Raw genomic sequence first — 14,293 nt, forward strand, 5'->3', positions numbered from 1 at the left:
CCCACCCGGCGCCCGTCGCCGCGGGCGTCGAGGCCGGCGAACCCCAGCTCGCGGTCCGTGACGGCGTCCTGCTGCGCCCCCGCCTCACCCGCGCCGCCGCCCCGGACGTCTCGGACACCCCGGACGTCCCGGCTCTCGACCCCGCCGGGACCGTCCTCATCACCGGCGCCACCGGCGGCCTGGGCGGGGTCGTCGCCCGGCACCTGGCCGCCCGCCCCGACGTCGGCCGCCTCGTCCTGGTCGGCAGGCGCGGCCCGGCCGCCGAAGGCTCCGCCGAGCTGCTCGCCGACCTGCGGGAACTCGGCGCCGAAGCCGAGATCATCGCCTGCGACGTCGCCGACCGCGCCGCCGTCGCCCGGCTCGTCGAGGGCCTTCCCGCCCCGGTCACCGCGGTGGTCCACGCGGCGGGCGTCAACCGCGACGGCCTCGTCACCACGATGACCGAGGACCAGCTCGACGAGGTCTTCGCCGCGAAGGCCCACGGCGCGCTCCACCTGCACGAGCTGACCCTGGACCACCGGCCCGCGGCGTTCGTCCTGTTCTCCTCGGCCTCCGGCATCCTCGGCGGCCCCGGGCAGGCGAACTACGCCGCCGCCAACGGCTTCCTCGACGCCCTCGCCGTCCACCGGCGGAGCCTGGGACTGCCCGCGACGTCCCTCGCGTGGGGGCTGTGGGCGGAGGAGACCGGGATGGGCGGCCGCCTCTCGGCCGCCGACCTGCGGCGCATGGCCCGCAACGGCATGGGGGCGCTCTCCGGGACCGAGGCCCTCGGCCTCCTCGACCGGGCGCTCGCCACGGACCGGCCGCTGCTCGTCCCGGCACGGCTGGAACTGGAGGCGCTGCGCGCGGCGGCGGCGTCCCGCCCGGTGCCGCATCTGCTGCGCGGCCTGGTCCGGCCCGCGCTGCGGCGCGCCGCCACCGGCCCCGTCCAGGAGGACGGCCTGGTCCGGCGGTTGTCCGGCCTCGCGGACGGCGACCGCCGCGCCGCGCTGCTCGACCTGGTCCGCGCCCGGCTCGCGGACATCCTCGGCCACGACGGCCCCGCCGCCATCGACCCCGACCGGGGCCTCGGCGAACAGGGCCTGGACTCCCTCACCGGCGTCGAGCTGCGCAACCGGCTCTCCGCCGCGACCGGGCTCGCCCTTCCGGCGACACTGGTGTTCGACCACCCGTCACCGGCCGCGATCGCCGCCCACCTGGACGGCTCCCTGTTCACGGCCGGCGCGGGCCTGCTCGCCGAACTCGACACGCTCAGCGCCGGCTCCCTGGACGAGGAGGCCCTGGCGGAGCTGACCGGCCGACTGGAGGCGGCCCTCCACCGGCTGCGCCGCACCACCGAGGCCGACTTCGACCTGGACGGCGCGAGCGTCACCGAGCTCATGGAGTACATCGACTCCGACCTCGGCCTCTAGTGCGGGACCGAAAGCCCGCCGAGCGCGCACATCCGTCCCGGGCTCGTGGCGTCCGCCGTCCGCGAGCACGTCGTCTCGATCCTCGAAGGAGAGCTCACCATGGCCGAACGCCGAACACTGCGCCGCGACCGGGTCGCCCGGGGCCGCCGCGGCTTCGAAGGGGACCTGGTGGTGGTGACCGGGGCCGGCAGCGGCATCGGCCGGGCCACCGCGCTGGCCTTCGCCGAACAGGGCGCGACGGTCGTCGCCGCCGACCTGGACCCGGACTCCGCCCGCCTCACCGTCGAGCTGGCCGGCCCCGGCGCCGAGGGCGCCGCCGGGCACGCCTACGCCGTCGACGTGTCCGACGCCGAGGCGATGGAGAAGTTCGCCGAGACCGTGCAGGCCGAGCACGGCGTCCCCGACGTCGTGGTCAACAACGCCGGCATCGGCATGGCCGGGCCGTTCCTGGAGCACTCCGCCGAGGACTGGCGCCGGATCCTCGGCGTCAACCTGTGGGGCGTGATCCACGGCTCGCTGCTGTTCGGTCGGCAGATGGCCGATCGCGGCACCGGGGGGCACATCGTCAACACCGCGTCGTCTGCGGCGTTCACCCCGTCGCGGGCGATGGCGGGCTACGCCACCAGCAAGGCCGCCGTGCTGATGCTCAGCGAGTGCATGCGCGCCGACCTCGCCCACCTGGGCATCGGGGTGTCGGCGATCTGCCCCGGCATCGTCAACACCAACATCACCGGGTCCTCGCAGTTCGTCGGGATGTCGGCCGAGGACCAGCGGCGCACCCGGCAGAAGGCGGCCCGCACCTACGCGCGGCGCAACTACGGGCCGGAGAAGGTGGCCGCGCAGATCCTCACCGCGGTCCGGCGCAACCGGGCGCTGCAGCCGGTCACGCCGGAGGCCCGGTTCGCCTACGCGGTCTCCCGCCTGGCGCCGGGGCTGATGCGGCTGGCGGCCAAGAGCGACCCGACCCGCTGATCCCCTGGAAGGCGACCGGGTCCGCACCTCCTGGGTCGCCTTCCCCCTTCGGGCGAGCCCGTGAGCCGGCCGGTCGGTCGGTCGCCGTTCGCCGTCGCCGCCTTCGCATACGGACCCCGACGTCAGCGGGCGCGGCCGGTCCGAGTGACGATCATGGCGGCCAGGGCGGCGTAGGCGGCCGAGTCGTCCAGGCCGGTGTTCGCCTTGATCTCGCCGCGGTGGATGGCCTCCATGACCAGGCCCGCCACCGCTCCGGCGAAGGCCGCGTCCTGGCCGGGGGCGGCCTCCAGGACGAGCTGCCGCACCCGGGCGGCGGCTATGCGCGTGTTGTTCCGGTAGATCTCCCGGGCCGGGGCGAAGGCGGTCAGGTCGGCGAAGAACGCCGGGGAGGCCGCCGCCAGCTCGGCGGAGATCGCACGCAGATAGGTCTCGATGCGGCCACCGGGATCGGTCTCCTCCTCGAGCCGCGCCTCGACACGGGCGGTGGCGCGGCGGAAGAACGCCCGGACGACCGTGACGATGATCTGCTCCTTGCTGCCGGCCACCGCGTACAGCGTGGTCTTCGAACAGCGCAGGAGCGCGGCGAGGTCGGCCACGCCCAGCTCGGCGAACCCGCGATCGAGAAAGAGCTCGATGAGCCGCTCGATCAGCCTCTCCCGCCGCTGCGACCGGACCCTGGTGAGCGTTTCCATCCTCGGACGGTACCAGCTTCGCAGCCCGATCAGTACTGGATACGGTTCCCTGGTACCCATTATGGTACCTTTCGGGTGACTAAAGGAGTGTTGATGCCTGCTGTGCGCCTGCTGCCCGGTCCCGAGGCCGAGGATCTGCTGAAGCTGACCCGCGAGCTGTGCGAGAAGGAGCTGCTGCCCCGAGTCGCCCGGGCGGAGCGCGACGAGGTCTTCCCTCGCGAGGTCTTCACCCTGCTGGGCCGCACCGGGCTGCTCTCCCTGCCCTACCCCGAGGAGTTCGGCGGCGGCGGCCAGCCGTACGAGATCTACCTCCAAGTACTCGAGGAGATCGGCTCCGCCTGGGCCAGCGTCGGCGTGGGCGTCAGCGTGCACGCCCTTTCCTGCTTCCCCCTCTTCGCCTTCGGCACCGACGCCCAGCGCGAGCGGTGGCTGCCCGGCATGCTCTCGGGCGAGCAGCTCGGCGCCTACTGCCTGTCGGAAGCCCACGCCGGATCCGACCCCGCCGCCATGCGCGCCAAGGCCGTCCGCGACGGCGACTCCTACGTCCTCAACGGCGCCAAGGCCTGGACGACCCACGGCGGACAGGCCGACTTCTACACCGTCATGGCCCGCACCAGCGACGACGGTGCCCGCGGCATCTCCTGCTTCTACGTGCCGGCCGACACCCCCGGCCTGGAGTTCGACAAGCCCGAAGAGAAGATGGGCCTGACCGGCTCCACCACCGCCACCGTCCGACTGGAGGGCGTCCGCGTCCCCGCCGACCACCTCATCGGCGCCGAGGGCCAGGGCCTGGCCATCGCCCTCGCCGGACTGGACGCCGGCCGCCTCGGCATCGCCGCCGTGGCCACCGGCCTGGCCCAGAGCGCCCTTGACCACTCCGTCTCCTACGCCAAGGAACGCCAGGCGTTCGGCAAGGCGATCATCGACCACCAGGGCCTGGGCTTCCTGCTCGCCGACATGGCCGTCGCCGTCGACACCGCCCGCGCCGCCTACCTGTCCGCCGCCCGCTTCAAGGACGCCGGACACCCCTACGGCCGCCAGGCGTCGGTCGCCAAACTGGTGGCCACCGACAACGCCATGAAGGTCACCACCGACGCCGTCCAGGTCCTCGGCGGCGCGGGCTACACCCGCGACTTCCCCGTCGAGCGCTTCATGCGCGAGGCCAAGGTCATGCAGATCTTCGAGGGCACCAACCAGATCCAGCGCCTCGTCATCTCACGCCACTTGGCACGATGACCCGGTAGAGAGCAGGCACCGATCGGACGGACGGATCGGGCCGGTGCCGATCCGCCCTCCGTCGATCGCGAATGCGACCGCCCGCCCTTCCACCCCAACAAAGTTAACTAGGTTAGATATGCTTGGGAGTGATCGCCGCCCTTCCAGCGAAACGGAGCATCGATGGAGCTCTCCACCCTGATCTACGAGGTGTCCGACCACGTCGCGACCGTGACGATCAACCGGCCGGAGAAGCTGAACAGCTTCACCGAGACCATGTGCGAGGAGTTCGAGCTGGTCTGGCGTACCGTGCGCGAGGACGACGACGTCCACGTGGTCGTGCTGCGGGCGGCGGGCGACCGGGCGTTCTGCACGGGAGTCGACGTCAAGGAGGGCCTCGACACCCATCCGAACGTCTGGACGCGGGCGGATCCGGGTGAACGCCTCTCGCCGAAGCTCAACCGGGTGTGGAAGCCGGTGATCGTCTGCGTGCACGGCATGGCGGCGGGCGGAGCCTTCTACTGGATCAACGAGGGCGACATCGTCATCTGCTCCGAGGACGCCACGTTCTTCGACCCGCACGTCGACTACGGGCTCACCGCCGCGCTCGAGCCGATCGGCCTCTCCCACCGGATCCCCCTCGGCGAGGTGCTCCGCATGACGCTGCTCGGCCTGGACGAGCGGCTGTCCGCCGAGCGCGCCCTGCAGATCGGGCTGGTCAGCGAGATCCTCCCCCGCGAGAAGCTGTGGGAGCGCGGCGACGAACTCGCGCGGATCATCGCGGCCAAGCCTCCCGTCGCGATCCAGGGCAGCGTCAGGGCGATCTGGGAGTCGCTCGACACCGGCCGCACCCAGGCCCTGCGCACCGGCCTCTCCTACACCCAGATCGGCAACCCCATCGGCACGGCGCAGATCGACCGGTCCACCGCGGTGAAGCCGCAGTGGACCCTCCGCTGACCGCCGGCTCAGACCGTCAGGTCCGCGAGCCGGGCGCGGTGCGCGCGGGGAGTGCCGCCGAGCAGTTCGTCGGCCTTGATCCGGCGGAGGAACAGGTGCAGGTCGTGTTCCCAGGTGAAGCCCATGCCGCCGTGGAGCTGCAGTGCCGTCCCGGCGACGCGGGAACAGGCCTCCTTCGCGGACGAGACGGCCGACGCCACCTTGACCCGGTCCCCCGGGTTCTCCGCGGCGTCCCGCACCACGACCCGGGCCGTCTCGACGTCGAGTGCCATGTTCGCGCAGTGGTGCTTGACCGCCTGGAATCCGCCGATCACCCGTCCGAACTGCTGCCGCTCCTTGACGTACCGGACGGTCATGCCCAGCAGCCGGTCGGCCGCGCCCAGCGCGTCGGCGGCGTGGTGCAGGGCCGTCACGTCCTCGAGGAAGGCGGTGTCGGCTTCCTTCCAGACGGCGGCCGGGGCCTCTGCGAGCTCCACGGAGACCAGGTCCCTGGTGAGGTCGATCCCGGTGCGCGCGGTGCGAACGCAGTCTTCGGCGGCGACCAGGGCCAGCACGGGCGATCCGTCCGCGCGGACCGCGGCGACGAGGTAGTACCCGGCCGTGGCGCCGCCGACCACGAAAGGCGCGCGGCCGGTCAGCAGGAGCGTGCCGTCAGCGCCGCCAGCGGCCGAGACGGGGGCGCCGTCGGGATCCGGAAGAGCCGGCACGACCAGGGTCTCCGCCTCGGCCAGGCGGTCCGCCAGGGCGGGATCGAGGCCCGGTTCGTCGAGCAGGCGGCAGGCCAGGGCGGCCTGGGCGACCGGGAGGGGCGAACCGGCGCGGCCCAGCTCCTCGACGACCAGGGCGAGATCGGCGTGGGTGCCGCCGGAGTCCTCCCGGAGCAGGCCGATGAGGCCGAGCTCCGCCGCGGACGCCAGTTCGCCGGGGGCGAGCAGGTGCGGCTCGTCGGCCCGGGGACGCGCCAGGTCGGTGCGGTCGGCAAGCCAGCCCCGGACCGCCTCGACGAGGACTTCCTGCTCCTCACTCACGATGAGTGCCATGCGTCTCTCCCCTGCCGTCCCACAATGGGCGTACCCAACATAGATTACGAAGTATTCTAAGTCATTTACCAAGAAGGCGGTGCGCTCTACGCGGCCCGCGGTCTCACGCCTCCAGGAGTGCGAGGCTGCTGCGCGCGTAGGCGACGCGGCGGCGGTCGCTGGTGAGGAACGCCGGGGGCGCGAGATACGTGAGATCACGTGCCAGGGACTTCTCCTCCCGCCGCTCGGCGAACCGGGCGCGGGCCTCGGCGGTGGTGCCGCAGACGGTGATCGCGTCGAGCATCTCGTCGGACACCGCTGCGGCCATGCCGTCGACGTCCCCCTTGCGAAAGGCGTTCCGCAGCCGCTCGACCTCCGCCGTCCAGCCGTGGTGCTCGACGAAGGGGTCGTAGGTCTTGACGGTCAGGTAGAAGCCGACCATCCGGCGGGCGTCGCGGATCGCCCGTTCGGGGGCTTCGTCGTCGATGGCGGTGATCAGCCAGCCGTGCTCGGTGAAGCCTTCGGGCGCCTTCTCCGCGGCCGGACGCACGATGTCCTTCCACCACCGGCCGGTGAACAGCCCGTGGCCGATCAGGCCGTCGGCGTGTCCGGCCGCCGCGGCGACCATGCCCTTGTTGAAGGCGGCGAACAGCACCGGGACGTCCAGTCGACCGAGAACGGGGGCCTGAACCCTGGCTTTCACCCGGTAATAGGGGCCTTCGTACTCGACCTCGGCCCCGTTCTCGGCATGCAGCCAGGCGCGGATCGCTCCCGCGATGTCGCGCATGCGGGCCACCGGCTTGTCGGCCTCGACCCCGAACCAGTCGCGGTTGATGGAGTAGGCGCCGGAGCCCAGCCCGAGGAAGATCCGCCCGGGCGCCTTCTTGTGCAGCGTCCGCGCCGCGCTCGCGTGGGCGTACGGCGTCCGCGCGAAGGCGTAGGCGATCCCCGTTCCCACTCGGGCCGTCCGAGTGTTGGCGACCATGTCCGCCAGCACCTCGTAGGCGTCGTTGTCGACGAAGTCACCGGTACAGAAGGCCGTGATGCCCGCCTCCTCAGCCTCACGGGCGACCGCCGCGCCCGGCCAGGGCAATCCGAACTCCATCGATCCTCCAACATAGTTTACTCAGTTAATGAACTGTACTCTATTTGCCATGAGACCCCCCGAGGAGGCCCAGTGAGTACGGAAGAAGAGTTCGGCGTCCTGACCGACGCGGCGTTCGAACGGTCCCGCCGGCGGATCGGCATCCCCGCGAGGCCACTGACACCGCACAACCTGGAGGTCACTTCGGACGGCACCCGGCACTTCGCCTACGGCTACGGCGACGCCAATCCGCTGTGGTCGGACCCGGAGTACGGCGCGAAGACGCGGTGGGGCGGCCTGATCGCGCCGCCCAACTTCATGTACACGATGGGCGAGAACGTCGCGCCGCCGCTGACGCCGGAGCAGAAGGCGCTGCTCAAGGGCGACCCGTTCGCCGGTCTGGGCTCCTACCAGGCGGTCATGGAGTTCCAGTGGTTCCGGCCGCTGACCCTCGGCGACCGCTGCAAGGTCATCCGGGCCCAGGTCGGGGTCCAGGAGAAGCCCTCGAAGTTCGGCGGGCGCACCGCCCACGTGACCCACGACTTCCTGTTCGCCAACGGCCGCGGCGAGATCCACTGCGTCCAGAGCGGCACCTGGATCAACGCCGAGCGCCACACCTCGGCCGCGAACGCCGAGAAGGCCGACCCGATCGACTTCACCACCCCCTACACCGACGAGCAGCTCGCCGAGATCGACGCCGCCTACGACGCCGAGACCCGCCGCGGCGCCGAGCCCCGGTACTGGGAGGACGTCGAGATCGGCGACGAGATCCAGCCGCGGGTGAAGGGCCCGCTCACCGTGACCGACATCGTGACCTGGCACATCGGCTGGGGCATGCAGCTCACCCCGCCCGGCGCCTTCGGGATCGCCCGAAAGGTCCGCAGGAAGGTCCCCGGCCTGTACCCGCGCAACGCGCGGAACATCCCCGACACCGTCCAGCGCCTGCACTGGGAGCCGGAGCGGGCCCGCGAGCTCGGGATCCCGATGAGCTACGACTACGGCGCGATGCGCGAGACCTGGCTCACGCACGCGATCACCGACTGGATGGGCGACGACGCCTGGCTGTGGAAGCTCTCCTGCCAGCACCGCAAGTTCAACCACATGGGCGACGCCACCTGGGTGACCGGCCGGGTCGTCGACAAGGTCGCCTCCGAGGGCCGCCACGAGGTCCACCTCGAGCTGGCGTGCACCAACCAGCGGGGCGAGGTCTCCACGCCGGGCGAGGCCGTCGTCCTTCTCCCGACGCGGGACGCCGCCGTCACCCTGCCGACGCCGCCCGCCGACGACCTCACCGGCCTGCTGGCCTACGAGATCGAGCGCTTCGCGTGACTTCCGATCCGATGACCACCACGCTCGCCGGCAGACTGCACGCGGCCGCCGCCGCGAACTCCGCTCCGCCCCTGGTGTTCGACGCCCCCGAGAGCCTCGTCGAGGGCGCCGTCGGGCAGACCCTCGCCGCGGCGTACCGCGTGGCCGCCGGGCTGCGGGAACGCGGGATCGGTCCCGGAGACACCGTCGCCGTCCAGCTGTCCAACCGCCCCGAGGCCGCCGTCGCCTACGCCGCGGCCCTCCTCACCGGGGCCGTCCCGAGCCGTCCTCAGGGTGTGCTGGTGAGCCCGTTCACGACCGAGTGGCGCAGGATCTTGCCGGTCGGCGTGCGGGGCAGGTCCGGCCAGCAGGTGATCGTGTCGGGGGTCTTCGACGACCGCAGCCGGTCGCGCACGTAGGCGCGGACCTCGTCGGGGTCGACCTCGCCGCCCGGGACCGGCACGACCACCGCCGCCAGGCGCTGGCCCCACTCCTCGTCGGGCAGGCCCACGACGCAGGCGTCGGCGACGTGCGGGTGGCGCAGCAGGACGTCCTCGATCTCCGCCGGAGCGATGTTCTCCGCCCCGCGGATGATCGTGTCGTCGATCCTTCCCTCGACGTAGAGGTAGCCGTCGGCGTCCAGGCGTCCGGCGTCGCGGGTGTCGAAGAAGCCCCGCGCGTCGACCGTCGAGCCGACGCCCGCGTACTCGCCGGCGACCTGGTCTCCGCGGATGAAGATGCGCCCGGCGACCCCCGCGGGGACGACCACGCCTTCCTCGTCCCGGATCTCCAGCTCGACCGTCGGCAGGACGGTGCCGGCCGAGTTCAGGCGGGCCCGGACCAGCGGGTCGGCCGACGAGAACGCCTCGCGGTGGTCCTCGGGGCCGAGGACCGCGACGGTGGAGCTGGTCTCGGTGAGTCCGTAGGCGTTGACGAAGTCCACGTGAGGCCACTCGGAGAGGGCCTTCTCAATGACGCGCGGCGGCATCTTCGCGCCCCCGTAGGCCAGTGCCCGCAGGGTCGGAACAGCGCGGTCCAGATCGGGATCGTCCATGATCCGGGCGAGCATGGTCGGCACGACCATGGCGTTGGTCACCCGCTGGTCGCGCACGAGCCGCAGCCACTCCCGGGGGTCGAAGGAGTGAAGGGTGAGGAGGCGCCGGCCCGCGTACAGGTTCGTGAGGACGTTGGACACGGCGGCGATGTGGTACGGCGGGACGCTCATGAGCGCGGCCTCGTCGGCCCCGGCGGCCGCGAACTCGACCGAGCCCAACACGTAGGACACCAGGTTCTCGTGGCGCAGGACCACGCCCTTGGGCGCGGAGGTCGTGCCGCTGGTGTAGATCAGCACGGCCGGGGCCGCCGGGTCGAGCGGGTCCGGCGGTTCACCGGTCGCGGTGTCCGCGGCCCGCAGGAACTCCCCGGCTTCCACGCCGCCGTCCCCGCCGATCCGGTAGGCCCCCGGGTGCCCGGCCAGGAGCAGGGTGAGCTGGTCCGTGCCGAGGCGGTAGTTGACGGGGACGAGGGGAACCCCCGCGTAGGCCGCCGCGAACATCGCCACGGGGAACGCGGGACCGTTGACCTCCAGGTGGACGATCGCGTCGGCGCCCCGGTCGAGGACGGTTCGCGCCGCCCCGATCGCCAGGCCCCGCAGGCGCTCGGCGGTGAGGCCCGCCTCGCGGTCGCCGACGATGATCCGGTCGCCGAACCCGTCGGCGGCCATGTCGAGCAGCATCGTCAGATTCATCGGACGCTCCGGTGGAGTGGGGGGACGGGGCGGTCAGTCGGAGGCGGGCAGAGCCTTGGCCCCCTGGATCTCCAGCGGCGTCCCGTTCACCGCGACGGTGCCGGAACCGGCCTTGGCGCACAGCAGTTCGATGCCGAGCGCGTCGTCGGCGTAGCGCTTGCCGAGGACGACGCCGCCGAGCTGGGAGGGATCGGCCTCGACGCCCGTCGGCGCGGCCGACGTCGGCTCGTGCATGGCGACTCCGGCGCAGGTCACCGTGACCTCTTCACCGGGTGCCCGGACGACGATCATCTTGGTGGTGTCGACGGCGCTGACGAGCTGCTGACCGGCCCGAAGTTTCATGGGACCTCCTCGTGGGGCGGGCGGAAGCGGATGGGATGGCTGAGAGGGGATGAGCTTCACGGGGTTCTCCCCTCGATGGCGGTCTACCCGCCGGACCGCGAGCTCCGAGAGGTTCATGCGCGGAGCTCCCGGGGCAGGCCGAGCCCTCTCTCGGAGATGATGTTGCGCATGATCTCGGAGCTGCCGCCGGCGATCGTGTAGGCGCGCGCGTACAGGTAGGCGTCCTGCCAGCGGCCCTCGTCGAAGGCGTCCGGGTCGCCTTCGACGAGGACGCCCCGGCCTCCCAGGAGCGACAGCGCGTACTCGGCGAGCCGCAGGTTGACCTCGCTGAACAGGAGCTTGGCCATGGGCGCATCGGTGGCCTTCTCCCGCCCGGCCTCCCAACGCTCCATCGAGACCCGGGCGAGCATGGTGACGGCGTCGACCTCGGCGCGGAACCCGGCCAGCTCCTGGCGCACGTCGTCCAGCTCCGCGGCCGGCCGTCCGCCGATGGTGACTGCCTTGGCGAGCTTGACCAGGTCCTCCCAGGCCAGCTGGAGCTGGACGACCGAGGCCCCCACCCCGGCCCGCTCCTGGGCGAGGGAGGCGTTGGCGATCATCCAGCCCTGCCCGGGCGCGCCGATGACCGCGTCGGCGGGCAGCCGCACGTCGTCGAAGAACACCTCGTTGAAGTCCGAGGTCCCCGTCATCTCACGCAGCGGCCGCACCTGGATCCCCGCCGCGCGCATGTCGACCGCGAACGCGCTGATCCCCTTGTGCTTCGGCGCCTCGGGGTCGGTGCGGGCCAGCAGGTAGCCCAGGTCCGACCAGTGGCCGTTGGTCGTCCAGACCTTCTGGCCGTTGACCACCCACCCGTCGCCGTCGCGGACCGCGGCGGTCCGCAGCGAGGCCAGGTCGCTGCCCGCGCCGGGCTCGCTGAACAGCTGACACCACAGCTCCCGGCCTTCCCGGATGGACGGCAGGTACCGGCGGCGCTGCTCGTCGGTGCCGAACCCGATGAGCGCGTGCGCGGCCAGCTCGCTGCCCGAGGCCGGCATGGGCGCGCGGGCCCGGGCGATCTCCTCCCGGACCACCACGTCCCGCATCGGGTCGTGGTCCTCGGCGCCCCCGTACTCCTCGGGCCAGTCCCCGCCGAGATGGCCGGCCGCGTACAGGTCGGCGACCCACCGCAGCAGGGACTTCAGCTCCTGTTCGTTCTCCGGGCTGCGCACTCCCGAACGGGTCTTGAAGTCGGGGGCGTGCCCGGCGACGAACGCCCTGACCTCGGCGCGGAACTCTTCCAGATCCATGACGGCTCCTCCTCATTCGGGATCTCGCGTTCCTCGGTCTTCCCCTCAAGGCTCGTCGGGGTGGAACAGGGCGAGCAGACCTGCCCTGTCGACCTTCTGCGAGATGCCGCGCGGCAGCGCCTCGACCGGAAGGAAACGGGTGGGGACCTCGTAAGGCATCAGTCCCCGGCGGCACCAGGCGCGCAGGTCCTCCTCCGCGGGCGGCTCCATGCCCCGGGCGGTCTCGAAGGCCGCCACGGGGACCTGGCCCAGGCGGGCGTCGGGCAGCGGCGCGACCGCCGCCTCGGCCACCGCGGGGTGCCGTTCCAGCACCTCCACGACGGTGGCCGGCCTGATCTTGAATCCGCCGCGGATGATGGTGTCGTCGGCCCGTCCGACGAGGAACACGAACCCGTCGGCGTCGATCCGGGCGAGGTCGCTGGTACGGGTCCAGCCGCCCTCGCCGCCCGCCTGCGGCGTCCTGATCTCCAGCACGCCCTGCTCACCGGTGGCCAGCGGCGAGCCGTCGTCGCCGACGACGCGCAGCTCCACCCCCGGGAAGGCGCGGCCGACGCTCCCCCGCTTCTCCTTCCACCAGGTCCGGTGGTCGCGCAGGGACCAGCCGGCCACGCCGCCGGAGAACTCCGTCGCGCCGTACACGATGAGGATCGCGATGCCGTAGCGCTCCTGGAACGCGTCGGCGAGCTCGGGGCGCAGCGGAGCCGCCCCGGCGTTGAGCGCGACGAGGCTCGCGAGGTCCTCGGGCGGCACGTCGGCGTCGAGGACCGCGCGGATCGCCGTGGGTGGCAGGCCCGCCACCTTGGGCCGGTGCCGCCGGACCATGTCCCGCCAGCCGTCCACGGTGAACCGCTCCAGCATGCTCAGCCGGCGCGCCTGCACCAGGACCTGGAGCGCCGCCCACAGCCCTCCGATGTGGACCATCGGCGTGGTCAGCAGCCCTATCCCTCCGGTGAACGGCGCCCGCTCGGAGCGGCCCGCGGCCATGTGACCGGCCGCGGAGCCGAGAGCCGACTCGATCTGCCGGTAGGTCAGCGGAATCCGCTTGGGCGTGCCGGTCGTGCCCGACGTGGTGAGCTCGACCGCGACACCGGGCGCCTCCACCCGGGGCGTGCCCGGCTCCGGGCTGTGCGGCAGGTCCACCGGCGTGACCGTCGCGCCGTCGAGTCCGAAGCCCAGCCCGCCCGCCGAGGCCACCGCCTCGGCGAATCCGGGACGGGTCCACACCTCGGACGAGGCGAAGACCACCGGCGCGGCGGTGCGCAGCACGTCGGCGCACAGCCGCTCGGGAGGCTGGAGCGGGTTGAAGGAGGTCAGGCAGCGCTCGGAGGAGAGGATCAGGCGCAGAACGGCCACCGACTCGGGCCGGTTCTCCAGGACGACGCCCACCCGGCCGCCCCGGCCGAGGCCGAGCCGGACCAGCTCGGCCTCCACGGCGGCGCCCGTCTTCACGAGATCGCCCCAGGCGGTCCAGCCGTCCCGGAACTCGATCACCGGGGTCTCCGGTGCCGTGCCGTCGAGTGCGGCCACCCGTCCCGGAAGCCGGTGGTCGTCCGTGAGTGATGCGGACAACGTGTCCCCTCTCAGAGCAGCTCGATGACGGTGGCGTCGGCCATGCCGCCGACCTCGCACATCGTCAGCAGGCCGTAGCGGATGCCGTTGTCGCGCATGGTTTCCTCATCTCGTGGTCAGCAGACTGGTGGCGGCGCGGTCACGCAGCCTGTCGGGGAAGGCGATGAGCGCTTCGGCGGCCTTGGCGCGGCGCAGGTGGCGGTGGGAGGCGTGCTCCCAGGTGAAGCCCATGCCGCCGTGGACCTGGATGCCGCCCTGGGTCGCCGTGACCGCGGCCTCCAGCGCGTTGGCGGCCGCCAGGGCGACGGCGGTTCCGGCGTCGGGGTCCTCCTCGTCGCAGGCGGAGGCCGCCGCCGCGACGAGCGCGCGGGCGGACTCGACCGCGACGAACATGTCCGCGCACCGGTGCGCGACGGCCTGGAAGGAGCCGATGGCGCGCCCGAACTGGTGTCGGGTCTTGGCGTGTTCGACGGCCAGGCCGGTCGCCGCGGCGGCGACGCCCACGGCGTCGGCGGCGAGCAGGAGCAGCGCGGTCCGCTCGCCCGCGCCGAGGACCGTGCGGGCCTCCGCGCCCTCGGCCAGCAGATCGGCCGGGCCGTCGAAGACCGCCGTGCCGAGCGGCCGGGTGGGGTCGAGGGAGTCGACGGGCGTGACCTCGGCGGGTGCGGCGAGGAAGATCAGCAGGCC

General features: G+C 72.6%; 13 protein-coding genes and 1 pseudogene. 6 read left to right on the forward strand and 8 right to left on the reverse strand.

Features of this window, described 5'->3' with window-relative positions; genetic code table 11:
- Positions 1–1,412: type I polyketide synthase (locus tag ABD327_RS32010; RefSeq protein ID WP_344456245.1), on the forward strand; the 1,412-nt coding region annotated here is incomplete at its 5' end.
- Positions 1,413–1,457: 45 nt separating this feature from the next.
- Positions 1,458–2,384 (forward strand): SDR family NAD(P)-dependent oxidoreductase, encoded by a 927-nt coding sequence (locus ABD327_RS32015; protein WP_344456247.1) that lies wholly within the window; start codon positions 1,458–1,460, stop codon positions 2,382–2,384.
- Positions 2,385–2,506: 122 nt separating this feature from the next.
- Here ABD327_RS32015 and ABD327_RS32020 read toward each other — a convergent pair whose 3' ends face one another.
- Positions 2,507–3,076: a TetR/AcrR family transcriptional regulator gene (locus ABD327_RS32020; RefSeq protein WP_344456249.1), complete on the reverse strand. Its 570-nt coding sequence runs from the start codon at positions 3,074–3,076 to the stop codon at positions 2,507–2,509.
- Between the two features lie 93 nt (positions 3,077–3,169).
- On the opposite strand from ABD327_RS32020, the gene ABD327_RS32025 reads away from it, so the two are divergent.
- Positions 3,170–4,312: an acyl-CoA dehydrogenase family protein gene (locus tag ABD327_RS32025; RefSeq protein ID WP_344456251.1), complete on the forward strand. Its 1,143-nt coding sequence runs from the start codon at positions 3,170–3,172 to the stop codon at positions 4,310–4,312.
- Between the two features lie 162 nt (positions 4,313–4,474).
- Complete coding sequence (locus ABD327_RS32030; RefSeq protein ID WP_344456253.1) at positions 4,475–5,248, forward strand: enoyl-CoA hydratase/isomerase family protein; 774 nt, start codon at positions 4,475–4,477, stop codon at positions 5,246–5,248.
- Between the two features lie 8 nt (positions 5,249–5,256).
- Here ABD327_RS32030 and ABD327_RS32035 read toward each other — a convergent pair whose 3' ends face one another.
- Positions 5,257–6,288 carry an acyl-CoA dehydrogenase family protein gene (locus ABD327_RS32035; protein ID WP_344456256.1) on the reverse strand — a complete coding sequence of 344 codons (1,032 nt, stop codon included), beginning with the start codon at positions 6,286–6,288 and terminating at the stop codon, positions 5,257–5,259.
- Positions 6,289–6,391: 103 nt separating this feature from the next.
- On the reverse strand, positions 6,392–7,372 hold the full coding sequence (locus ABD327_RS32040; RefSeq protein WP_344456258.1) for an LLM class flavin-dependent oxidoreductase: 981 nt from the start codon (positions 7,370–7,372) through the stop codon (positions 6,392–6,394).
- A 72-nt stretch (positions 7,373–7,444) separates the two neighbouring features.
- Here ABD327_RS32040 and ABD327_RS32045 point away from each other — a divergent pair, with 72 nt between their 5' ends.
- Positions 7,445–8,680 (forward strand): FAS1-like dehydratase domain-containing protein, encoded by a 1,236-nt coding sequence (locus ABD327_RS32045; RefSeq protein WP_344456260.1) that lies wholly within the window; start codon positions 7,445–7,447, stop codon positions 8,678–8,680.
- An 11-nt stretch (positions 8,681–8,691) separates the two neighbouring features.
- Positions 8,692–8,928: pseudogene (locus ABD327_RS32050) on the forward strand (AMP-binding protein); the annotation flags it as partial.
- A 20-nt stretch (positions 8,929–8,948) separates the two neighbouring features.
- Here ABD327_RS32050 and ABD327_RS32055 read toward each other — a convergent pair.
- The 5 genes from ABD327_RS32055 to ABD327_RS32075 all read right to left on the reverse strand — a co-directional run.
- The gene (locus ABD327_RS32055; RefSeq protein ID WP_344456262.1) at positions 8,949–10,406 is read right to left on the reverse strand and encodes a class I adenylate-forming enzyme family protein; all 1,458 of its coding nucleotides are present in this window, start codon (positions 10,404–10,406) and stop codon (positions 8,949–8,951) included.
- A 33-nt stretch (positions 10,407–10,439) separates the two neighbouring features.
- Positions 10,440–10,748 carry a hypothetical protein gene (locus ABD327_RS32060; protein WP_344456263.1) on the reverse strand — a complete coding sequence of 103 codons (309 nt, stop codon included), beginning with the start codon at positions 10,746–10,748 and terminating at the stop codon, positions 10,440–10,442.
- Positions 10,749–10,861: 113 nt separating this feature from the next.
- Complete coding sequence (locus ABD327_RS32065; RefSeq protein WP_344456265.1) at positions 10,862–12,037, reverse strand: acyl-CoA dehydrogenase family protein; 1,176 nt, start codon at positions 12,035–12,037, stop codon at positions 10,862–10,864.
- Between the two features lie 45 nt (positions 12,038–12,082).
- The gene (locus tag ABD327_RS32070; protein WP_344456267.1) at positions 12,083–13,606 is read right to left on the reverse strand and encodes a class I adenylate-forming enzyme family protein; all 1,524 of its coding nucleotides are present in this window, start codon (positions 13,604–13,606) and stop codon (positions 12,083–12,085) included.
- A 105-nt stretch (positions 13,607–13,711) separates the two neighbouring features.
- A partial coding sequence (locus ABD327_RS32075) for an acyl-CoA dehydrogenase family protein (protein ID WP_344456269.1) occupies positions 13,712–14,293 on the reverse strand: 582 nt, incomplete at its 5' end.

The organism is Actinocorallia aurantiaca, assembly GCF_039533685.1.
GTDB classification, from domain to species: Bacteria; Actinomycetota; Actinomycetes; order Streptosporangiales; family Streptosporangiaceae; genus Actinocorallia; species Actinocorallia aurantiaca.

Coding starts and splice junctions, on each gene's coding strand:
- ABD327_RS32060 (WP_344456263.1), bottom strand. CDS start 10,748: ATGAAACTTCGGGCCGGTCAGCAGCTCGTCAGCGCCGTCGACACCACC.
- ABD327_RS32065 (WP_344456265.1), bottom strand. CDS start 12,037: ATGGATCTGGAAGAGTTCCGCGCCGAGGTCAGGGCGTTCGTCGCCGGG.
- ABD327_RS32035 (WP_344456256.1), bottom strand. CDS start 6,288: ATGGCACTCATCGTGAGTGAGGAGCAGGAAGTCCTCGTCGAGGCGGTC.
- ABD327_RS32055 (WP_344456262.1), bottom strand. CDS start 10,406: ATGAATCTGACGATGCTGCTCGACATGGCCGCCGACGGGTTCGGCGAC.
- ABD327_RS32025 (WP_344456251.1), top strand. CDS start 3,170: ATGCCTGCTGTGCGCCTGCTGCCCGGTCCCGAGGCCGAGGATCTGCTG.
- ABD327_RS32020 (WP_344456249.1), bottom strand. CDS start 3,076: ATGGAAACGCTCACCAGGGTCCGGTCGCAGCGGCGGGAGAGGCTGATC.
- ABD327_RS32030 (WP_344456253.1), top strand. CDS start 4,475: ATGGAGCTCTCCACCCTGATCTACGAGGTGTCCGACCACGTCGCGACC.
- ABD327_RS32040 (WP_344456258.1), bottom strand. CDS start 7,372: ATGGAGTTCGGATTGCCCTGGCCGGGCGCGGCGGTCGCCCGTGAGGCT.